This window comes from Pseudomonas sp. RW10S2 (genome assembly GCF_014268985.1).
Lineage (GTDB): Bacteria > Pseudomonadota > Gammaproteobacteria > Pseudomonadales > Pseudomonadaceae > Aquipseudomonas > Aquipseudomonas wayambapalatensis.
Genome location: NZ_JABWRO010000108.1, coordinates 1 through 19,294 on the forward strand (window position 1 = coordinate 1; position 19,294 = coordinate 19,294).

Consider the following 19,294-nt stretch of genomic DNA (forward strand, 5'->3'; position numbering starts at 1 on the left):
GTGGGAGCGGGCTTGCCCGCGAAAAGGGCATCCGTTGATTTCAGTCATTCAAGAATCGCCACTGCACCGCCAAGATCGTGGCGATCTGTCACGCCCGCACCTTTGCAGTGCGTGTTAGCCTAACCGGCTTTCGCTCACAAGAAGACTGACCCTCAATGGAATGCAGCCTATGACCCGGACCTCATCCCCCCAGGCAGATGACCAGCATCTGCAACGCAACCTGACCAACCGCCATATCCAGCTCATCGCCATCGGTGGCGCCATCGGCACCGGCCTGTTCATGGGCTCGGGCAAGACCATCAGCCTCGCCGGCCCATCGATCATCTTCGTCTACATGATCATCGGCTTCATGCTGTTCTTCGTCATGCGGGCGATGGGCGAGCTGTTGCTGTCGAACCTCAACTACAAGTCGTTCATCGACTTCTCCGCCGACCTGCTCGGCCCCTGGGCCGGCTACTTCACCGGCTGGACCTACTGGTTCTGCTGGGTCGTCACCGGCATCGCCGACGTGGTGGCGATCGCCGCCTATACACAGTTCTGGTTCCCCGACCTGCCGCAGTGGATACCGGCGCTGACCTGCGTGGCGGTGCTGCTGTCGCTGAACCTGGTCACGGTGAAACTGTTCGGCGAAATGGAGTTCTGGTTCGCCCTGATCAAGATCATCGCCATCCTCGGCCTGGTCGCGACCGGGCTGTACATGGTCGTCACCGGCTTCCAGTCGCCGAGCGGCCACACGGCCAGCCTGGCCAACCTGTGGAATGACGGCGGCATGTTCCCCAATGGCCTGTTCGGTTTCTTCGCCGGTTTCCAGATCGCGGTGTTCGCCTTCGTCGGCATCGAGCTGGTGGGCACCACCGCCGCCGAAGCGAAGAACCCCGAGCGCACCCTGCCGCGGGCGATCAACTCGATCCCGATCCGCATCATCGTGTTCTACGTGCTGGCGCTGATTGCGATCATGGCGGTCACGCCCTGGCGCGACGTGGTGCCGGGCAAGAGCCCGTTCGTCGAGCTGTTCGTGCTGGCTGGCCTGCCGGCAGCGGCGAGCATCATCAACTTCGTGGTTCTGACCTCGGCCGCTTCGTCGGCCAACAGCGGCGTGTTCTCCACCAGCCGGATGCTTTACGGCCTGGCCCAGGAAGGCGATGCACCGAAGGCCTTCGAAAAACTTTCGCGGCGCGCCGTGCCGGCCAACGGCCTGTACTTCTCCTGCCTGTGCCTGCTGCTCGGCGCGGTGCTGATCTACCTGGTGCCGAACGTGATCGAAGCCTTCACCCTGGTGACCACGGTGTCGGCGGTGCTGTTCATGTTCGTCTGGACGCTGATCCTGCTGTCGTACCTGAGCTACCGCAAGCAACGTGCGGCGCTGCACGAGAAGTCGATCTACAAGATGCCTGGCGGGCGCTTCATGTGCTACGTGTGCCTGGTGTTCTTCGCCGGCATCCTGGTGCTGCTGAGCCTTGAGGCCGACACCCGTTCAGCGCTGGTGGTGACGCCGATCTGGTTTGTGATCCTGGCGGTCACTTACCAGTTCGTGCGCAGCAAGCGCCAGCCACGAGCGGTGGTGCGCGACAACTGATCTGCACAGGGCTGCTCTGCAGCCCTTTCGCGGGCAAACCCCGCTCTCACACTCATGGTGTGCAGTTTCACTTCGCCCCCAGCGCGCTGCGCATAAACTGCTCACCCTCTGGCCCCAATCCTGTGCAGGCTCGCCGAGCAAGCACCAACCTGGCCCCTGCCAGAGCCCCGCATCGAAGCACAACCCTTCTAATCCGCAGCTTCGCGCACCACGGCACAGCCTTTGCAATCTCCCCTCTGCCAACACCACAACAACTCAGCGGAGAGAGCACATGAAGCGACGCAGTCTGATCAAGGCCTTCACCCTCAGCGCATCGATCGCGGCGATGGGCCTGAGCTGGAGCATCCAGGCGGCCGAGACCATCAAGGTCGGCATCCTGCATTCGCTGTCCGGGACCATGGCCATTTCCGAGACGTCGCTCAAGGACATGGCGCTGATGACCATCGACGAGATCAACGCCAAGGGCGGGGTCAATGGCAAGCTACTCGAACCGGTGGTGGTGGACCCGGCCTCGAACTGGCCGCTGTTCGCCGAGAAGAGTCGCCAGCTGCTGACCCAGGACAAGGTCGCGGTAGTGTTCGGCTGCTGGACCTCGGTGTCGCGCAAGTCGGTGCTGCCGGTGTTCGAGGAGCTCAACGGGCTGCTGTTCTATCCGGTGCAGTATGAAGGCGAGGAGATGTCGCCGAACGTGTTCTACACCGGCGCTGCGCCCAACCAGCAGGCGATCCCGGCGGTGGAATACCTGATGAGCGAAGACGGCGGCGGCGCCAAGCGCTTCTTCCTGCTGGGCACCGACTACGTCTACCCGCGCACCACCAACAAGATCCTGCGCGCCTTCCTGCACAGCAAGGGCGTGGCCGACAAGGACATCGAAGAGGTCTACACGCCGTTCGGCCATGCCGACTACCAGACCATCGTCGCCAACATCAAGAAGTTCTCCGCGGGCGGCAAGACGGCGGTGATCTCCACCGTCAATGGCGACTCCAACGTGCCCTTCTACAAAGAGCTGGCCAACCAGGGCCTGAAAGCCACCGACGTGCCGGTGGTGGCCTTCTCGGTGGGTGAAGAGGAACTGCGTGGTATCGACACCAAGCCGCTGGTCGGCCACTTGGCGGCGTGGAACTACTTCGAGTCGGTGGAGAACCCGGTCAACCAGAAGTTCGTCGCCGACTGGAAGGCCTACGCCAAGGCCAAGGGCCTGCCGGGTGCCGACAAGGCGGTGACCAACGACCCGATGGAGGCCACCTACGTGGGTATCCACATGTGGGCGCAGGCGGTCGAGAAAGCCAAGTCCACCGATGTCGACAAAGTGCGTGAGGCCTTGGCCGGGCAGAGCTTCCAGGCACCGTCCGGCTTCACCCTGACCATGGACAAGACCAACCACCACCTGCACAAGCCGGTGATGATCGGCGAGATCCAGGATGACGGGCAGTTCAGTGTGGTCTGGCAGACCGAGCAGCCGCTGCGTGCGCAGCCGTGGAGCCCGTTCATTCCGGGTAACGACAAGCGACCTGACTATGCGGTGAAGGGCAACTGATTGCACGGGGGCCGCGTTGCGGCCCATTCGCGGGCAAGCCCGCTCCCACAGGTACGGTGCAAGGTCTGGAACCGGCGCGGTCCCTGTGGGAGCGGGTTCACCCGCGAAGAATCCACCACAGATTTCCAGGATTACCCGCATGCTCAGACTCCTGCTCACCCTCCTCCTCCTGCTCCCCCTGGCAACCCAAGCCAGCGAGGGCGAATTCTTCCTCGGCGCCAAGCCCGCCGAACAGGCCAGCCTGCTCGAAGGCTGGGCCGCACAACCCGAACCGGCGCGCCTGGCGCTGCTGGAAAACCTGCGCGAAGGGCGCATCGCCGAAGACGACACGCGCAAGCTGCGCCTGAACAATCGCCTGCGCAGCCTGATTGACAACGCCCTGGCCAGCCATCAGTTGCTCAGCGCCGACAGCAGTGTGCGTCTGGCCGCAGCACGGCAACTGCAAAAGAGCGCGCAACCGGCGCAGATGGCGCTGCTCGACCGTACCTTCGCCAGCGAGCCGAACGCCGCCGTGCACGCCGCCCTGGGCCTTGCCCTGGCCAACCTGCAACTGGGCGCCAGCGAACCTCGGGTACGCCTGGCCGCCGTGCGCCTGCTCGGGGAAACCGGCGACCCGCTGGCCCGCACCCGCCTGGAAGCCCTGCTGCAGCCAGGCGCAGAAACCGACGCCGGAGTGCGCACCGCCGCCGAGACCAGCCTGGCCCAAGTGCAGCGCAAGCTGCTGTTCGGTGAAATCCTCGGCCAGGCGTTCAGCGGCCTGTCGCTGGGTTCGATCCTGCTGCTGGCGGCCCTGGGCCTGGCGATCACCTTCGGCCTGCTCGGGGTGATCAACATGGCCCACGGCGAGATGCTGATGCTCGGCGCCTACAGCACCTACCTGGTGCAGGTGCTGGTGCAGCGCTACGCCCCAGGCGCGATCGAGTTCTACCCGCTGATCGCGCTGCCGGTAGCCTTCGCCGTCAGTGCCGGCATCGGCATGGCGCTGGAGCGCACGGTGATCCGCCATCTGTACGGCCGCCCGCTGGAAACCCTGCTGGCGACCTGGGGCATCAGCCTGATCCTGATCCAGGCGGTACGCCTGCTGTTCGGCGCGCAGAACGTCGAGGTGAGCAACCCGGCGTGGTTGTCTGGCGGCATCCAGGTGCTGCCCAACCTGGTGCTGCCGTACAACCGCCTGGTGATCATCGGCTTCGCCCTGGCGGTGGTGCTGCTCACCTGGCTGTTGCTCAACCGCACGCGGCTGGGGCTGAACGTGCGCGCGGTCACGCAGAACCGCAACATGGCGGCCTGCTGCGGGGTGTCCACCGGGCGCGTCGACATGCTCGCCTTCGGCCTGGGCTCGGGTATCGCCGGGCTGGGCGGGGTCGCCCTGAGCCAGGTCGGCAACGTCGGCCCTGACCTGGGCCAGAGCTACATCATCGACTCCTTCCTGGTGGTGGTGCTCGGCGGCGTCGGGCAACTGGCCGGCAGCCTCTGGGCCGCCTTCGGGTTGGGTATCGCCAACAAGCTGCTGGAGCCGCAGATCGGTGCGGTACTCGGCAAGATCCTCATCCTTGCGCTGATCATTCTGTTCATCCAGAAACGCCCGCAAGGCCTGTTCGCCCTCAAGGGACGGGTAATCGACTGATGAACCAGCCACTGCTTGTCACTGCCACACAAAAGGCCGGCCCCCGGCTGTCGATGGCCATCGGCGTTGTCGTCGTCCTGGCACTGCTGGCCCTGCCGCTGCTGTCGCTGCTGCCTGACGGCCATGCTCTGCAGGTCTCGGCCTACACCCTGACCCTGGTCGGCAAGATCCTTTGCTACGCCATCGTCGCCCTCGCGCTGGACCTGGTCTGGGGCTACGCCGGGCTGCTGTCGCTGGGCCACGGCCTGTTCTTCGCCCTGGGCGGCTACGCCATGGGCATGTACCTGATGCGCCAGGCGGCCGGCGACGGCCTGCCGGGCTTCATGACCTTCCTGTCGTGGAGCGAGCTGCCCTGGTACTGGGCCGGCACTCAGCATTTCGCCTGGGCGCTGTGCCTGGCGGTACTGGCGCCGGGGATGCTGGCACTGGTGTTCGGCTGGTTCGCCTTCCGCTCGCGGATCAAGGGCGTGTACTTCTCGATCATGACCCAGGCCCTGACCTTTGCCGGGATGCTGCTGTTCTTCCGCAACGAAACCGGGTTCGGTGGCAACAACGGCTTCACCAGCTTCCGCACCATCCTGGGCTTCGAGATCACCGCGCCGGGCACCCGTGCGGTGCTGTTCCTGCTCACTGTCGCCCTGCTGCTGGGCAGCCTGTACCTGTGCTGGCGGCTGACGCGCAGCAAGTTCGGGCGCCTGCTCACCGCGCTGCGCGACGCCGAGAACCGCCTGATGTTCTGCGGTTACGACCCACGCGGCTTCAAGCTGCTGGTGTGGGTGCTCAGCGCCGTGCTGTGCGGCCTGGCCGGGGCGCTGTACGTGCCGCAGGTGGGCATCATCAACCCCAGCGAGATGTCGCCGACCAACTCCATCGAAGCCGCCGTCTGGGTTGCCCTGGGCGGGCGCGGCACGCTGATCGGCCCGCTGCTTGGCGCCGGCCTGGTCAATGGCATGAAGAGCTGGTTCACCGTGGCCTTCCCGGAGTTCTGGCTGTTCTTCCTCGGCGCACTGTTCATCCTGGTCACCCTGTACCTGCCCAAGGGCGTGGTCGGGTTGCTGAAGAAAAGGAGCCAGCCATGAGAGGCATCCCTGCGGTTCATCCGGAATTCATGCTGGAGCCGGTCTTCGACCAGGTTGGCACTGGCCGCGACGCCATCGGCCTGGGCCAGCCGCGCAAGGCCGGGCTCGACACCCGCCATGGCACGGTGCTGAGCCTTGAAGACATCAGCGTCAGCTTCGACGGTTTCAAGGCGCTCAACGCGCTCAACCTGTACATCGGCGTCGGCGAACTGCGCTGCATCATCGGCCCCAATGGCGCGGGCAAGACCACGATGATGGACGTGATCACCGGCAAGACCCGCCCCGACACCGGCAGTGCGTTCTTTGGCGACACCCTGGACCTCACCCGCATGAGCGAATACCAGATCGCCCAGGCGGGTATCGGCCGCAAATTCCAGAAGCCCACGGTGTTCGAGGCGCTGAGCGTGCATGAAAACCTCGAGTTGGCGCTCAAGGCCGACAAGTCGGTCTGGGCCAGCCTCGCGGCGCGCTTGACCGGCGAGCAGCGTGAACGGATAGAGCACGTGCTGACGACCGTGCGCCTGAACAGCCTGGCCTCGCGCCAGGCCGGGCTGTTGTCACACGGCCAGAAGCAGTTCCTGGAGATCGCCATGCTGCTGGTGCAGGAGCCGCAGTTGCTGCTGCTCGATGAGCCGGTTGCGGGCATGACCGACGCCGAGACCGAATTCACCGCCGAGCTGTTCAAGGGCCTGGCAGGCACGCATTCGCTGATGGTGGTGGAGCACGACATGGGCTTCGTCGGCAGCATTGCCGACCATGTGACGGTGCTGCACCAAGGCTCGGTGCTGGCCGAGGGGTCACTTGCGCAGGTACAGGCGGATGAGCGGGTGGTCGAGGTGTATCTCGGTCGTTGAACAGAGGGAGTTGTGTCGGCCTTTTCGCGCTCCCACAAGGACAGCGTGATCCCTGTAGGAGCGGGCTTGCCCGCGAAAGGGCCGGCACAGTCAAAGCAGAATTGTCAGGAACCAAACATGCTCAAGATCGACACCCTGCACCAGTACTACGGCGGCAGCCACATCCTCCGAGGCCTGTCGTTCGAAGCCAGGATCGGCGAAGTCACCTGCCTGCTGGGCCGCAACGGTGTGGGCAAGACCACCCTGCTGCGCTGCCTGATGGGCCTGGTCCCCGCCCGCGAAGGCAGCATCGAGTGGGAGGGCAAGCCGATCACCGCGCTCAAGCCCCAGCAGCGGGTGCATGCCGGCATCGCCTACGTGCCTCAGGGCCGCGAGATATTCCCGCGCCTGACCGTGGAGGAAAACCTGCTGATGGGCCTGTCGCGCTTCAGCGCCCGCGAGGCGCGGGAAGTGCCGGCGTTCATCTACGAGCTGTTTCCGGTGCTCGAGCAGATGAAGCAGCGCCGTGGCGGCGACCTCTCCGGCGGCCAGCAGCAACAGCTGGCGATCGGTCGCGCCCTGGCCAGCCGCCCGCGCCTGCTGATCCTCGATGAACCCACCGAAGGCATCCAGCCGTCGGTGATCAAGGAAATCGGCGCGGTCATCCGCAGCCTGGCCCAGCGCGGCGACATGGCCATCCTGCTGGTCGAGCAGTTCTACGACTTTGCCGAGGAGCTGGCCGACCAGTACCTGGTCATGGCCCGCGGTGAAATCGTCCAGCGTGGCCGCGGCGAAAACATGCAGGCCGAAGGTGTGCGCGGGCTGGTAACCATTTAATCTGCAGCATCGACTTCGCGAAGACACTGCCATGAGCTACCTGATCCGTGATGCCCTACCCGACGACGTGGCGGGCATCCTCGACATCTACAACGACGCTGTGCGCAACACCACGGCGATCTGGAACGAAACCCCGGTCGACCTGGCCAACCGCCAGGCCTGGTTCGCCGCCCGCGCCGAGCAGGGTTACCCGATCCTGGTCGCGGCCGACGCAACCGGCGTACTGGGCTACGCCTCGTTTGGCGACTGGCGGCCGTTCGAAGGTTTTCGCCTCACGGTCGAACACTCGGTGTACATCCGCGGCGACCAGCGCGGCAAGGGCCTGGGTCCGGTGCTGATGCAGGCGCTGGTCGAACGCGCCCGACAGTGCGGCAAGCACATGATGGTCGCGGCCATCGAGAGCGGCAACGCTGCCTCGATCCGTCTGCATGAGCGGCTGGGTTTCGTCACGACCGGGCAAATGGCCCAGGTGGGGATGAAATTCGGTCGCTGGCTCGACCTGACGTTCATGCAACTGGCGTTGGACGACAACCGCGAACCACCTCGAAAGGACTGATTCATGAACGCCGCCCAGCTACAGCGCGTCACCCACGAGAGCCTGACCTACTATCGCGACAGCCTGGTGGCGCTGTTGCTCGATGCGGTACGCAATGGGGCTTCGGTAGGGTTTCTGGCGGACATCGACGAGGCCCAGGCGCTTGCGTATTTCGCTGAGGTTCGCAGCCGGCTTGTCAGCGGTGAGCAGTTGCTCTGGGTGATCGCCCAGGGGCAGGAGGTGCTGGCCAGCGTGCAGTTGGGGCTGTGTATGAAACCCAACGGTCTGAACCGCGCCGAGGTGCAGAAGCTGCTGGTGCACAGCCGTGCCAGGCGGCGTGGGCTGGGGCAACAGTTGATAGCGGCGCTGGAGGCCGATGCCCGACGTCTGAACCGCGGGATGCTGTACCTGGACACCGAGGCAGGGTCGGGTGCCGAGGGGTTCTACCGGGCACTGGGGTATGACAAGGCCGGGGAGATCCCCGACTATGCCTGCGGCCCGGACGGTGTGTATCGGGCGACGGCGCTGTATTACAAGGTGCTGGCTGGCGCTTGAAAACACCGCAGTTCTACATCTGGGTGAACCGCCCCAAACGCTGCCTCAACATACTGTTCTCACTGCGCAACTGCTGCACTTCCTGCAGCAACTCCAGCGCCAGCGCCACCCCTTCCCACTCCAGTTCCAGCTCCTGGTGCAGCTTTGCCGCACGCTTGGCCAGCAGCGGCGCCTGATCGTCGAATAACCAGTCCTCCGGGGTGCGCCCGGAGGGTTCGACAATGCCGTGCTCGACGATTTCGATCACACAGTCGGCCGTGACATCGGCCTCCTGACACAAGGTTCGCATGTCCAGTTGAACGATCAGGGTGCTGCTCATGGTCACTTACTCCATTGTGTCCTCGGGTTGAACGCGGCCTTCTCGGAGAGTTTGGTCCACAGTTCGCGAGTGGTCGCATCGGAGGTGCTCGGCATGACCACCTTGAGCTGGGCGTAGAGATCGCCACGCTCGCCCTGCTTGTTCGCAAGGCCCATGCCCTTGACCCGCAGGCGCTGCCCGCTCTGGCTGTCGGGGCGGATGGTCAGGTTGATCTTGCCGGTCAGTGTCGGTACCGCCACCTTGGTCCCCAGCGCCGCCTCCCAGGGGGCCAGCGGCACGGTGATGATCAGGTCGTGACCTTCGACATCGAACAGCGGGTGCGGCGCCATGCGGATGGTCAGGAACAGGTCGCCGTTGGCGCCACCGCCCACGCCCGGAGCGCCCTGGCCCTTGAGGCGGATGCGCTCGCCATCGGTCACTCCGGCGGGGATCTTCACGTTCAGCGTCTTGGTGGTGAAACCGGTGCGCTGCCCGGCAGCGTTGGTCTGCGGGACCTGGAAACTGATCTGCTTGGATTCCTTGCTCAGGGTCTCTTCGAGAAAGACCGCCAGTTCCAGTTCCACGTCCTGCCCTCGCCTGCCGGCACTGCGCTGCTGGCCGCGTGCGCCGCCAAAGGGATTGCCGCCACGGGCACCGAAGATCGAGCTGAAGAAGTCAGAGAAATCGCCGCCCTCGAAGCCGCCACCACCGCCGCGGCTTTCCCAGCCTGGCGGCGCCTGGAACGGCCGGCCATGCTGGCCGCCGTACTTGCGGATCTCGTCGAATTCGGCGCGTTTCTGCGCATCGCCCAGCACTTCGTAGGCCTCGTTGGCCTCCTTGAACTTGTCCTCGGCGTCACGTTCCTTGCTGACGTCAGGGTGATACTTGCGCGCCAGCTTGCGGTACGCGGCCTTGATCGCCTTCTCGTCCGCGCTGGGCTCGACGCCGAGTATCTTGTAATAGTCTTTGAAGTCCATCTAAGGATCACCAGTAGGAATTTTCGTGTTGCATCTGAAGATTGGGGTCAAGCATAGCCTTTCAAGGTTCGCTTGGGTTTGTCTTATGGCAGACGATCGGTCTTGATTCTGTCGGCCACTGGCATAAACTGCGCGGCCGTTTGGCCTCCGGAAGCCCCTCCCCATGTCTGACCTATCCCCGGCTCGCGCCCTTGGCATCGACTTCGGCACCTCCAACTCCACGGTGGGTTGGCACCGCCCTGGCGTCGAATCGCTGATCGCCCTGGAAGAGGGCAAGATCACCCTGCCGTCGGTGGTGTTCTTCAACATCGAGGAGCGGCGCCCGGTGTACGGCCGCCTGGCCCTGCACGAGTACCTGGAAGGCTACGAAGGCCGCCTGATGCGCTCGCTCAAGAGCCTGCTGGGCTCCAAGCTGATCAAGCACGACACCAGCGTGCTGGGCAGCGCCCTGCCGTTCAAGGATCTGCTGGGCATGTTCATCGGCGAGCTGAAGAAACGCGCCGAGGCCAATGCCGGGCGCAGCTTCGACCAGGTGGTGCTGGGCCGCCCGGTGTTCTTCGTCGATGAAGACCCGGCGGCCGACCAGGAGGCCGAGGATACCCTCGCCGAAGTAGCGCGCAAGATCGGCTTCAAGGACGTGTCGTTCCAGTACGAACCGATCGCCGCAGCCTTCGACTATGAATCGGGCATCAGCCGCGAAGAGCTGGTGCTCATCGTCGATATCGGCGGCGGTACTTCGGACTTTACCCTGATCCGCCTGTCGCCCGAGCGCCACCTGGTCGATGAGCGCCAGGATGACATCCTCGCCACCGGCGGCGTGCACATCGGCGGAACCGACTTCGACAAGCAACTGAGCCTGCAGGGCGTGATGCCGCTGTTCGGTTATGGCAGCCGGATGAAGAGCGGCGCGCTGATGCCGACCAGCTACCACCTGAACCTGGCGACCTGGCACACCATCAACGCCCTGTATTCGCAAAAGTCGCAACTGGCCCTGGGCAGCATGCGCTACGACATCGAGGATGCGCTGGGCATCGACCGCCTGTTCAACCTGATCGAACAGCGCGCCGGGCACTGGCTGGCAATGGAAGTGGAGGCCAGCAAGATCGAGCTGACCGACCAGGCCAGTCGGCGCATCGACCTGGGCCGGGTCGAGCCGGGCCTGGCGGCGGACCTGACCCGCGGCCTGTTCGAGGACGCCATCGACGGCCTGCTGCAGCGGGTCCGTGGCAGTGTCAGCGAGCTGCTGGCCAAGGCTGGGGTCAGTGAAACGCAGGTGGATACGGTGTTCTTCACCGGGGGTTCGAGCGGTATTCCGGCGCTGCGCAACAGCGTTGCGGCGATGCTGCCCAATGCGCGGCATGTGGAAGGCAATATCTTCGGCAGCATTGGCAGCGGGCTGGCCATCGAGGCGCGCAAGCGTTACGGGACAATTTGATCCTTTGCCTGTACTGGCCTCTTCGCGGGTAAACCCGCTCCCACAGGGTTACCTATGCCTTGAAGGCAGCGGAGAACCTGTGGGAGCGGGTTTACCCGCGAAGAGGCCAGTACAATTTCAAGCATCCCCTCAGACCAGCTCCATACGCCTGAGCTCACTCTTCAGGTAGGCATAGTAGATCGGCCCCGCCACCACCCCCGGCAAGCCGAACGCCGCTTCGAACACCAGCATCGCCAGCAACAGTTCCCACGACTTGGCCCTGATCTGCCCACCGACGATCCGCGCGTTGAGGAAATACTCGACCTTGTGGATGACGATCAGGTAGCCCAGCGCCGCCGCCGCCACCCAGATCGACAGCGACAGCCCGACGATGGTGATCAGGGTGTTGGACATCAGGTTGCCGATCACTGGCAGCAGCCCGAGCAGGAAGGTCAGTACGATCAGGGTCTTGGTCAGCGGTAGGTGCACGTCGAACAGCGGCAGCACCACGGCGAGGAAGATGCCGGTGAACGCCGTGTTAAGCAGCGAGATCTTGATCTGCGCGAAGACGATGTTGCGAAACGCCTGCACCAGCAGGCTCAGGCGCTCGAACAGCGCGGCGGCCAGCGGCTTGCGTCGGGACAGGTCGGGCAGCCGCTGCAAGGCGATGATGGCGCCGAGGATCATGCCGATCAGCAGGGTCACGAACATGTGTGCCATGCCCTTGCCAACCAGTTGCAGGTCGCTCAGGTGGCTGCGGATCCAGTCGCCGATGGCCACCTTGAACTCTGCCGCGCTGGCCGGCAGGTAACCCTCGATGAACGGCGGCAACTGCCCCCGGGCGCGCTCCACCAGGCCCATGAACTTGTCCAGCGAGGCGCCAGGGTTTTCGGCTTCGTGCAGCAGAAAGCTGAAAGCCCCGGCAATCAGCAAAGTCAGTGTGCTCACCACCAGGGTGCCGAGCAGCGCCACCGCCAGCCAGCGCGCCCGTTGCCCGGCGATCAGCGGCTGCAGGCGCGGGGTGAGCATGTTCACCAGCTCGAACACCAGCAGGCCCGCGAGCAGGCTCGGCAACAGCTTGAGGGGCAACGCCAGGAGCAGGCCGGCAACGACGATGATGCAGCTGGCCAGGGTGATCTGGCGGGGGGTGAAAGTCATACAGCCTCGGCGGCAGACAGCGGAAAGACCCGCAGTCTGCCAGCCTTCAGGCGACAGGCATAGGCGCAGGTCACTTCTTCTTCAAGCATTCGCTCATGAATGCCTTGCGCTCGTCGCCCTTGAGCGCCGTGGCCTTCGGGTCGGCGTTGCAGGCCTTCATGCGCTCCTGCGGCGTGGCTGGCTTGGCAGGCTCGGCTTTTTTCAGGCAGGTGCTCATGAACGCCTTGCGCTCGTCACCCTTGAGCTCCTTGGCGGTCGCGTCGGCGTTGCAGGTCTTCATCTTTTCCTGTTGCGGGGTGGCGGCGAATCCCTGGCCGACGATCGACATCCCCAGTACCAGCAATGAAACGTGCAGCATCTTCATGGAGTGGTCTCCTTGTCCCGCGCAGGATGCGCGGTCGTCGAGCTGAGTGTAGACAACAATTCCTACATCCCTGATCGCACCCGCCGCCGGTACTGCTCCGGCGTGCATCGGGCCTGGCGCTGGAACATGGCGATGAACGCCGAGGCACTGCTGTAGCCCAGGTCGAAGGCGATGCTCTGGATCGGCGTGCCGGTCTCCAGCGCTTCGATGGCGCGCAGAAAGCGCAGGCGCAGGCGCCACTCACCAAAGCTCATGCCCAGTTCGCGGATGAACTGGCGGGCCAGGGTACGCTCGCTGACATGCACCAGCCCCGCCCAGTGGCCGAGCGGGCGGTTGTCGCCGGGTTCGGCGTGCAGGGCCTCGAGCACCTGACGCAGGCCGTCGCTGCGGGCGAAAGGCAGGTAGCAGGTTTGCGTGGGTGCCAGCAGCAGTTGGTCGAGCAGTACCTGGACCAGACGCTGGTCGCGTTCGTCCTGGGCGATCTTGAGGTCACGACGGGCGAAGTCGCCGAGGATCGCCTTGAGGATGTCGCTGATCGCCAGGCTGCAGGGCTGGGAAGGCAGCTCGGCGCACAGGCTGCGGTCGAGATAGACCGAGCGGAACACGACGGCCTGCGGGTTGTAGCAACCGTGTTCACGGTCAGGCGGCACCCAGACCGCATGGTTTGGCGGCGAGATGAAACGCTGGCCGTCAACATCCAGGTGCATGACGCCGTGGGCGGCATAGTTGAGCTGGCCCCACGGATGAAAGTGCGGGGCGCTGACCGTGTCGGCGCCGAACTCGTCGTAGCGAAAGTACACCGGGGCCGGGAGCTCGGGGAAACGGGGATGGTCGAGGTATTTGGCGGACATGCTGTCTGCTTCATAGGGTGAGTTGTCTGGATGGGAGTATAGCCTTGCAGACAGACAGTGGATAATGGCGAGCATCTGCGGTGGTTTTTCGCGGACAACCTCACTCCCGCAAAAGCCCGCACCGAAACAGCAATTCCCACGAGTCAAAGCCTCATGAACTACAGCTTCCCCGTCCTGGCGATTCTTATCTGGGCCGGCAACACCGTCGTCACCAAGATGTCCGCCGGAGCGATCTTTCCCGCCGAGATCGGCTTCTACCGCTGGCTGCTCGCCGGCCTGCTGCTCACCCCGTTCCTGCTGCCACAGGTGTGGCGCAACCGCGCGGCGATCCGAGCGCAGTTGGGCAAGCTGTTCGTCCTCGGCGTGCTGGGCATGGTCATGTACCAGAGCATGGCCTACTTCGCCGCCGGCATCACCAGTGCCACCAACATGGGCATCATCCTCTCGCTGATGCCGCTGATGTCGCTGGCCCTGTCGATCGCCTGGCTCGGCCAGCGCCTGACCTACGGCGCCTCGCTCGGCGCCCTGGTGTCGTTCTTCGGCGTGCTGGAGGTGGTGTCCGCCGGCAACCCCGGCGCGCTGCTGCACCAAGGGCTCAATGGCGGTGACCTGCTGATGCTGGTCGCCACCTTCGCCTACGCCCTGTACAGCGTGCTGCTGAAGAAATGGCAATTGCGCCTGCCACAGATGCAACTGCTGTACATGCAGATCTGGATGGCGATCCTGGTACTGCTGCCGATGTACCTGCTGTCAGAGAAGACCGGGCTGACCGCGAACAATATCGGCCTGGTACTGTACGCCTGTGTACTGGCGTCGATGATCGCGCCGCAGTTCTGGATGCAGGCCGTGCACAGGCTCGGGCCGACCCGCACGACCCTGTTCTTCAACCTGTTGCCGGTGGTGACTGCCGTGATCGCCGCCGGGGTCCTGAACGAGCAGTTGGCCAGCTATCACTTGTATGGCGGCCTGCTGACACTGGCCGGGGTCATCCTCGCCGAACGCTGGACCACCCCCGTGCGCCGCGCGCCTACAGCCCGGCATCCTTGAGTCGGGCAGCGTGCTCGGTGAACAGGCGCACCGGGTCGACGCCCTTGCCCACGGCACCGAACTGCTGGTTGACGATGTCCAGGTGATCGAGCGGGTAATCGTCGCCGATCACCTGGCCCAGGTGCGAACTGCAACGCCCGACCATGCCATCGCACTGGCCTTTCTCGCGGGTAAAACTGCGGGCGAACAGGCGGCAGAACCGGTTGCTGCCATCGAAGCGGTTCCAGCCCTTGTCGGTACGCCCGGGCTGCAGGATGCCGGACCAGGAGTAATAGCGCACGCCACCGACCTCGGCGGCCCCCTCGCCGCCCCAGTGCTGCGGCAATCCCTGCGGATACGCCTGGTTGAACAGCGCCACGCCCGAACAGGTCAGCGACTGATGCGAGGCATGCACATCGATGGGTAGCGGATCACGGCGCCAGCCGGTCTCCAGCCACACCAGCAGCAGCGCCAGGCCATGCAGCGCAGCCTTGAGCAGGCGCCCCCGGGCCGAGTCGCCAGGGGCGCTGCGTTCGAGATAATCGGCAAGTTCCGAGCCCTGGTTGGGGCCGGCCACCGAGGTCACTGACGCCACCCGCCCGGGCCTGCAGGCCGCCGCATAGCGCGCACTCAACGCACCCTGGCTGTGGCCGATGAGATTGACCTTGTCTGCCCCGGTGCGCTGGCAGATGTCTTCGATGATCGCCAGCAACTGCTCGCCACGCACCTCGCTGGAATGCAGCGGCGAGACCTGCACTGCAAACACCTGCGCCCCGCCCCGGCGCAACGCCGGGACGATGCCGAACCAGTACGGATAGAGCAGCAACCGCACGAAACCGAGCATGCCCGGCACCAGCACCAGCGGGTAGCGTGTGGCCAGTTCGTTTGCCATCTGCCATTTCTCTCCCTGAACCCTGCCCTTCTCAGAGTAGTCGCCGCTTCGCTTGATGAATCGAACTCCTGACGCGCCGTGCGGTTCCAACCTTAACAGCTACCCGCAACGGACCTTCTGCAAGGAGCGGAACCATGAACAAAGCGATCCTGGCCATTCTTGTCGCAAGCACGACCCTCGCCGCCTGCGGCAGTCGCCCGGAGAACCCGGTGGACTACGTGACCTACCGCGACGAGCCGCTGGTCAAGCAGGTCGAGCACGGCATGACCACGCAAAAGGTCATCGCCATCGGCGGCAGCCCGTCGAACATGAGCGACCTGCCCAACGGCGGGATCTGCAACGACTACATCCTCTACAAGGATGGCAAGCAGCAGCCCTACTACGTGCGCTTCGACGCCAGCGGCCATGTCGATGCCAAAGGCTTCAAGACCTGCAAGCAACGAGAAGAGGACCGCAAGGCCGTCCCCGGCCAGTGAGCCCTCCCGCCCCAACCCCTGATCTGTATGGAGAGAGTCATGAGCAACGTTGAACTGACCGATATCAACACCTTGCGCCAGCGCGCGCGCCAGCATGTCGAGCAAGGCGCGGTCACCGAGGGCTACAACGCCGACCGCCAGGAAATCATCCGCCTGCTGAACGAGTCGCTGGCCACCGAGCTGGTCTGCACCCTGCGCTACAAGCGCCACTACTTCATGGCCAGCGGTATCAAGGCCAGCGTCGCTGCCGAGGAGTTCCTCGAGCACGCGAACCAGGAGTCCGAACACGCCGACAAGCTGGCCGAGCGTATCGTCCAGCTGGGCGGCGAGCCGGACTTCAACCCGGACAACCTGAGCAAAAACTCCCACGCGCAGTACGTGGCCGGCAAGAACCTCAAGGAGATGGTGCTCGAAGACCTGGTCGCCGAGCGTATCGCCATCGACAGCTACCGCGAAATCATCCAGTACATCGGTGACAAGGACCCGACCACCCGTCGTATCTTTGAGGACATCCTGGCCCAGGAAGAAGAGCACGCCGACGATATGTCGGACCTGCTGCAAGGGTTGTAAGCACTGCAGGTGCGGATCGCTCGCGGCAAGGATGTCCGCGAGCAACCTGTAAGCCATCGCGTATCTTTCCCTCTATTTCCCCCTAATTCCTCGCCTCGTTATTTCTTCGGCTTCACCGCCGCAGGCGCCTTGCCGGCCTTCATCCGCTCCAGCAGCGGCGTGCACTGGTTGGGCACATCACCACTCGGAGCGATCAGCGCCAGCAACCCGGCGGCCGGCCCGATCGCCACACCCAGCGCTACCATCCCTGCGCCACGCAAAGCCAGCGGCACAGCCTGCACGCCAGCACTGGGCTTGGCGAACGGCCCACGCACATACAGCGGTGAGCGCAGCGAGAACAGACGCAGGCCCTTGGATTCCGGGGTGACCTTCAGGTCCAGTTGCTCGCTGGCAAAATTCGCCGTGCCATCGATATAGATGATTGCGTTCTCGGTGTCGAACACGAACAGCCGCGTGGTCGCCAGGCCATCCTTGATACCGACGTCGGCCGCTGCGCAGTTGATCTTCACATCCTCGTCACCGAACAGCTTGTCGACCACATAGTTGCCGACGTTGAGCCCGGCGATCTCCATCAGGCTGCGGCTGATCGCGCCATCGTTGATCAGCAGCCGCAGGTCGCCATTGGAGGTGCCCAGCAACGCCGCCACCGAGTTGCCGCGCCCGCTCAGGTCGGCATCGCCGTTCAGCTCACCGAAACTGGTCTGCATCGGGGCAAAGGTGGGGAACAGTTCCTTGAGCTTGAAACCGCGCGCGGTCAGGCGGGCGCGGCCCTGCATCGGCACCGAGCGGCCATCGAGGCGAATATTGGCATCGAGGTTGCCGCCGGCCACGCCAAAGCGCAGCGGGACCATACGCAGCAGACCGTCCTCGAGCACCACATGGGCGGACAGGTCCTTGAACGGCAACTGCTCGCTATGCACGATGCGCTTGCCAGCGAACGTCACGTCGGCATCCATCGCCCGCCACCGGTCGGTGCGGAACTCCTCTACCGGCAGCACCTTGCCGGTCGGCTGCTTGCTGGCGCCACCACGGGCTTTCTGCTCGGCGTTGGAGTCGGCGCCGATCAGTGGCGCCAGGTCCTTGAACAGCAACTGGTTGGAGACCAGGTTGCCGGAAAGCTTGGGCCGTGGCTGGCTGGCGACGAAGGCCAGGTCGCCATGGATGTCGCTGTCGCCGATCTTGCCGTTGAACCCTTCATAGCGAAAACGCGCGCCCTGCGGATCGTGCAGGTTGGCGGTGAGATGACCGTCGGTGGCATAGGCCGGAGTATCGGGCAGGGTCACGCCAGTCAGTGGATAGAGGTTGCCCAGGCTGCTGCCGGAAAGCTTCAGGCGCAGGTCAAGGGCGCCGAGGTTGCGTGGATCGGTCAAGGTGCCGGCGACCGCTGCGCGCGTATCGCCGACGCGTGCATCGACCTGCAGCGGGAATGGCTGCCTGGCGTCCTGCAGCGCCAGCAGGCCGCCGATCTTGCCGGTCGCGGACACTGCCTGGCCCTTGTAGCGGCCTGCGGCCTTGAGCCCGAACGCGTAGTCCTGTGCCCCACCGGCCTTTTCCGCGCTGGCCTTGCCGACGATCTCGCTGAAAGGGATCGGCTTGCCCAGCGGGTCGATCTGCACTTTCATGCTGGTCTGCAGGGTCTGGTCGTCGAAAGTGACGTTGCCTTGGTCGAAGCCGATGGCGCCGATATCCAGCACCCATTTCGACGGTTCGGCGTTCTCGTCCTTGGGCCCGAAGTCGAAGGTCCAGTTGGCCCGGCCGTCGGCCAGGCGGGTCAGGCTGGCGGTGGGATGGGTGAGGTCGATGCGCGGGATCGAGATCTGCTGGAATAACAGCGGTAGCGGCGACAGGCGAAACTCGACGCGCTCCAAGCCGACCATCTGCGGCTCCTTGAGCCAGTCGGGATTGCCCAGGGTCAGGTCTTCGGCCACGAAGCGCGGCCACGGCACCAAGGCGCGCCAGCCGCCCTCATCGGGCTCGCGCTGCCAGTGCACGGCGAGGTTGCCATTGATGGCGAAAGGCCGATGCAGGGCCTCGGAGACCTTCTCGTTGAGCAACGGCTTGATACGGTTCCAGTCGAAGGTGGCGATCACCACCACCAGTATCGCCAGCAAGGCCGCGAGGATAGCGAGGGTCCAGGTAAAGATTCTGGCGGGGCGCGTCATTGCGGGGCTCTCCTGACTGCATGACATGAAGCGGTGCGGCAAAGGCGTTCATTACTTCGGACTGATGAAAGCCCGCGGGGTTTTATCGATGACAGCAATGATAGCGAAGTTTTTCCTGACCTAATTCTCAGCTTCGGGGATGAAATCGACCCGGGTGTTACCGGCAAAACGGGGTAGCACGTAGCCACCCATCACCCCGAAATCATTGATCCAGAGCCTTTGCGCCCAACCATCATTTCCGTCGATTGTTACCATTAGCCATATGAACTTTTTTCTTGAGTTACCAAGCGTAGCATTGCCCTCGTACCCACTTTCCAGCGTCCCACGAGGAGCACCGAATCATGAAACGCCAACTGCTGCTGAGCCTGAGTCTTTCCATCCTTGCCGCCAACGCCTTCGCCCTGCCGGCTGCCGACCAACACCTGAGCGCCGAAACCCGTTCCAGCTCGGCAGTGATTGCCCAGCCCCTGAAGACCGTTGCCGAAGGTGGCTCGGATCGTCTGATCGAACGTAACAACCGCGTTGCC

19 protein-coding genes and 1 pseudogene are annotated in these 19,294 nt (G+C 64.3%); 13 read left to right on the top strand and 7 right to left on the bottom strand.

Annotated elements, in window-relative coordinates; translation table 11 throughout:
• Positions 1-169 precede the first annotated feature (169 nt).
• From cycA to HU729_RS20270, 8 genes are all read left to right on the top strand, one after another.
• A complete protein-coding gene (gene cycA, locus HU729_RS20235) occupies positions 170-1,576 on the top strand; it encodes a D-serine/D-alanine/glycine transporter (RefSeq protein WP_186665979.1) in 1,407 nt (468 codons plus the stop codon).
• A gap of 271 nt (positions 1,577-1,847) precedes the next feature.
• A complete protein-coding gene (gene urtA / locus HU729_RS20240) occupies positions 1,848-3,113 on the top strand; it encodes an urea ABC transporter substrate-binding protein (protein WP_186665977.1) in 1,266 nt (421 codons plus the stop codon).
• A gap of 139 nt (positions 3,114-3,252) precedes the next feature.
• Positions 3,253-4,740, top strand: a complete 1,488-nt coding sequence (gene urtB, locus HU729_RS20245; RefSeq protein ID WP_186665975.1) for an urea ABC transporter permease subunit UrtB — start codon at positions 3,253-3,255, stop codon at positions 4,738-4,740.
• Complete coding sequence (gene urtC / locus HU729_RS20250; protein WP_186665973.1) at positions 4,740-5,819, top strand: urea ABC transporter permease subunit UrtC; 1,080 nt, start codon at positions 4,740-4,742, stop codon at positions 5,817-5,819. The genes urtB and urtC overlap by 1 nt, the downstream gene beginning before the upstream one ends.
• Positions 5,816-6,673, top strand: a complete 858-nt coding sequence (urtD, locus tag HU729_RS20255) for an urea ABC transporter ATP-binding protein UrtD (protein ID WP_186665971.1) — start codon at positions 5,816-5,818, stop codon at positions 6,671-6,673. Before urtC ends, urtD begins: the two co-directional genes overlap by 4 nt.
• Before the next feature lie 117 nt (positions 6,674-6,790).
• The gene (gene urtE, locus HU729_RS20260; protein ID WP_054894570.1) at positions 6,791-7,489 is read left to right on the top strand and encodes an urea ABC transporter ATP-binding subunit UrtE; all 699 of its coding nucleotides are present in this window, start codon (positions 6,791-6,793) and stop codon (positions 7,487-7,489) included.
• 31 nt (positions 7,490-7,520) lie between these two features.
• Positions 7,521-8,045, top strand: a complete 525-nt coding sequence (locus HU729_RS20265; protein WP_186711363.1) for a GNAT family N-acetyltransferase — start codon at positions 7,521-7,523, stop codon at positions 8,043-8,045.
• Between the two features lie 3 nt (positions 8,046-8,048).
• On the top strand, positions 8,049-8,579 hold the full coding sequence (locus HU729_RS20270) for a GNAT family N-acetyltransferase (protein ID WP_186711364.1): 531 nt from the start codon (positions 8,049-8,051) through the stop codon (positions 8,577-8,579).
• 13 nt (positions 8,580-8,592) lie between these two features.
• Here the strand turns inward: HU729_RS20270 and HU729_RS20275 are convergent, their stop codons facing one another.
• Positions 8,593-8,898 carry a chaperone modulator CbpM gene (locus tag HU729_RS20275; protein ID WP_186665968.1) on the bottom strand — a complete coding sequence of 102 codons (306 nt, stop codon included), beginning with the start codon at positions 8,896-8,898 and terminating at the stop codon, positions 8,593-8,595.
• Positions 8,899-8,900: 2 nt separating this feature from the next.
• The gene (gene cbpA, locus HU729_RS20280; RefSeq protein ID WP_186665967.1) at positions 8,901-9,854 is read right to left on the bottom strand and encodes a curved DNA-binding protein; all 954 of its coding nucleotides are present in this window, start codon (positions 9,852-9,854) and stop codon (positions 8,901-8,903) included.
• A gap of 163 nt (positions 9,855-10,017) precedes the next feature.
• Here cbpA and HU729_RS20285 point away from each other — a divergent pair, with 163 nt between their 5' ends.
• A complete protein-coding gene (locus HU729_RS20285) occupies positions 10,018-11,289 on the top strand; it encodes an Hsp70 family protein (RefSeq protein ID WP_186665966.1) in 1,272 nt (423 codons plus the stop codon).
• A gap of 129 nt (positions 11,290-11,418) precedes the next feature.
• On the opposite strand, the gene HU729_RS20290 is transcribed toward HU729_RS20285, so the two are convergent.
• The 3 genes from HU729_RS20290 to HU729_RS20300 form a co-directional block, all read right to left on the bottom strand.
• Positions 11,419-12,426, bottom strand: a complete 1,008-nt coding sequence (locus tag HU729_RS20290) for a hypothetical protein (protein WP_054894564.1) — start codon at positions 12,424-12,426, stop codon at positions 11,419-11,421.
• Between the two features lie 70 nt (positions 12,427-12,496).
• Positions 12,497-12,790, bottom strand: coding sequence for a PsiF family protein (locus HU729_RS20295; RefSeq protein ID WP_186665964.1), 294 nt, complete (start codon positions 12,788-12,790; stop codon positions 12,497-12,499).
• A 62-nt stretch (positions 12,791-12,852) separates the two neighbouring features.
• Positions 12,853-13,641, bottom strand: a complete 789-nt coding sequence (locus HU729_RS20300; protein ID WP_186711365.1) for a helix-turn-helix transcriptional regulator — start codon at positions 13,639-13,641, stop codon at positions 12,853-12,855.
• A 153-nt stretch (positions 13,642-13,794) separates the two neighbouring features.
• Between HU729_RS20300 and HU729_RS20305 the strand changes: the two genes are divergently transcribed.
• Positions 13,795-14,688, top strand: coding sequence for a DMT family transporter (locus tag HU729_RS20305; RefSeq protein ID WP_186711366.1), 894 nt, complete (start codon positions 13,795-13,797; stop codon positions 14,686-14,688).
• Here HU729_RS20305 and HU729_RS20310 read toward each other — a convergent pair.
• A complete protein-coding gene (locus HU729_RS20310) occupies positions 14,669-15,559 on the bottom strand; it encodes a triacylglycerol lipase (protein WP_186711367.1) in 891 nt (296 codons plus the stop codon). The genes HU729_RS20305 and HU729_RS20310 overlap by 20 nt on opposite strands.
• Before the next feature lie 134 nt (positions 15,560-15,693).
• On the opposite strand from HU729_RS20310, the gene osmE reads away from it, so the two are divergent.
• Both osmE and HU729_RS20320 read left to right on the top strand, forming a co-directional pair.
• Positions 15,694-16,035 carry an osmotically-inducible lipoprotein OsmE gene (gene osmE / locus HU729_RS20315; protein WP_186665960.1) on the top strand — a complete coding sequence of 114 codons (342 nt, stop codon included), beginning with the start codon at positions 15,694-15,696 and terminating at the stop codon, positions 16,033-16,035.
• Positions 16,036-16,074: 39 nt separating this feature from the next.
• Entirely contained in the window at positions 16,075-16,605 is a 531-nt protein-coding gene (locus tag HU729_RS20320) for a ferritin-like domain-containing protein (protein WP_186711368.1), read from the top strand.
• Positions 16,606-16,703: 98 nt separating this feature from the next.
• On the opposite strand, the gene HU729_RS20325 is transcribed toward HU729_RS20320, so the two are convergent.
• Positions 16,704-18,767, bottom strand: a complete 2,064-nt coding sequence (locus HU729_RS20325) for an AsmA family protein (RefSeq protein WP_186711369.1) — start codon at positions 18,765-18,767, stop codon at positions 16,704-16,706.
• Between the two features lie 341 nt (positions 18,768-19,108).
• Here HU729_RS20325 and HU729_RS20330 point away from each other — a divergent pair.
• Positions 19,109-19,294: pseudogene (locus HU729_RS20330) on the top strand (hypothetical protein); the annotation flags it as partial.

What these genes read in the sequence shown, in the direction of transcription:
- osmE (WP_186665960.1), top strand. Translation starts at nt 15,694, where the DNA reads ATGAACAAAGCGATCCTGGCCATTCTTGTCGCAAGCACGACCCTCGCC.
- urtA (WP_186665977.1), top strand. Translation starts at nt 1,848, where the DNA reads ATGAAGCGACGCAGTCTGATCAAGGCCTTCACCCTCAGCGCATCGATC.
- HU729_RS20325 (WP_186711369.1), bottom strand. Translation starts at nt 18,767, where the DNA reads ATGACGCGCCCCGCCAGAATCTTTACCTGGACCCTCGCTATCCTCGCG.
- cycA (WP_186665979.1), top strand. Translation starts at nt 170, where the DNA reads ATGACCCGGACCTCATCCCCCCAGGCAGATGACCAGCATCTGCAACGC.
- HU729_RS20265 (WP_186711363.1), top strand. Translation starts at nt 7,521, where the DNA reads ATGAGCTACCTGATCCGTGATGCCCTACCCGACGACGTGGCGGGCATC.
- HU729_RS20285 (WP_186665966.1), top strand. Translation starts at nt 10,018, where the DNA reads ATGTCTGACCTATCCCCGGCTCGCGCCCTTGGCATCGACTTCGGCACC.
- urtB (WP_186665975.1), top strand. Translation starts at nt 3,253, where the DNA reads ATGCTCAGACTCCTGCTCACCCTCCTCCTCCTGCTCCCCCTGGCAACC.
- HU729_RS20320 (WP_186711368.1), top strand. Translation starts at nt 16,075, where the DNA reads ATGAGCAACGTTGAACTGACCGATATCAACACCTTGCGCCAGCGCGCG.
- urtD (WP_186665971.1), top strand. Translation starts at nt 5,816, where the DNA reads ATGAGAGGCATCCCTGCGGTTCATCCGGAATTCATGCTGGAGCCGGTC.
- HU729_RS20295 (WP_186665964.1), bottom strand. Translation starts at nt 12,790, where the DNA reads ATGAAGATGCTGCACGTTTCATTGCTGGTACTGGGGATGTCGATCGTC.
- HU729_RS20275 (WP_186665968.1), bottom strand. Translation starts at nt 8,898, where the DNA reads ATGAGCAGCACCCTGATCGTTCAACTGGACATGCGAACCTTGTGTCAG.
- HU729_RS20310 (WP_186711367.1), bottom strand. Translation starts at nt 15,559, where the DNA reads ATGGCAAACGAACTGGCCACACGCTACCCGCTGGTGCTGGTGCCGGGC.
- HU729_RS20300 (WP_186711365.1), bottom strand. Translation starts at nt 13,641, where the DNA reads ATGTCCGCCAAATACCTCGACCATCCCCGTTTCCCCGAGCTCCCGGCC.
- HU729_RS20305 (WP_186711366.1), top strand. Translation starts at nt 13,795, where the DNA reads ATGAACTACAGCTTCCCCGTCCTGGCGATTCTTATCTGGGCCGGCAAC.
- urtE (WP_054894570.1), top strand. Translation starts at nt 6,791, where the DNA reads ATGCTCAAGATCGACACCCTGCACCAGTACTACGGCGGCAGCCACATC.
- cbpA (WP_186665967.1), bottom strand. Translation starts at nt 9,854, where the DNA reads ATGGACTTCAAAGACTATTACAAGATACTCGGCGTCGAGCCCAGCGCG.
- HU729_RS20270 (WP_186711364.1), top strand. Translation starts at nt 8,049, where the DNA reads ATGAACGCCGCCCAGCTACAGCGCGTCACCCACGAGAGCCTGACCTAC.
- HU729_RS20290 (WP_054894564.1), bottom strand. Translation starts at nt 12,426, where the DNA reads ATGACTTTCACCCCCCGCCAGATCACCCTGGCCAGCTGCATCATCGTC.
- urtC (WP_186665973.1), top strand. Translation starts at nt 4,740, where the DNA reads ATGAACCAGCCACTGCTTGTCACTGCCACACAAAAGGCCGGCCCCCGG.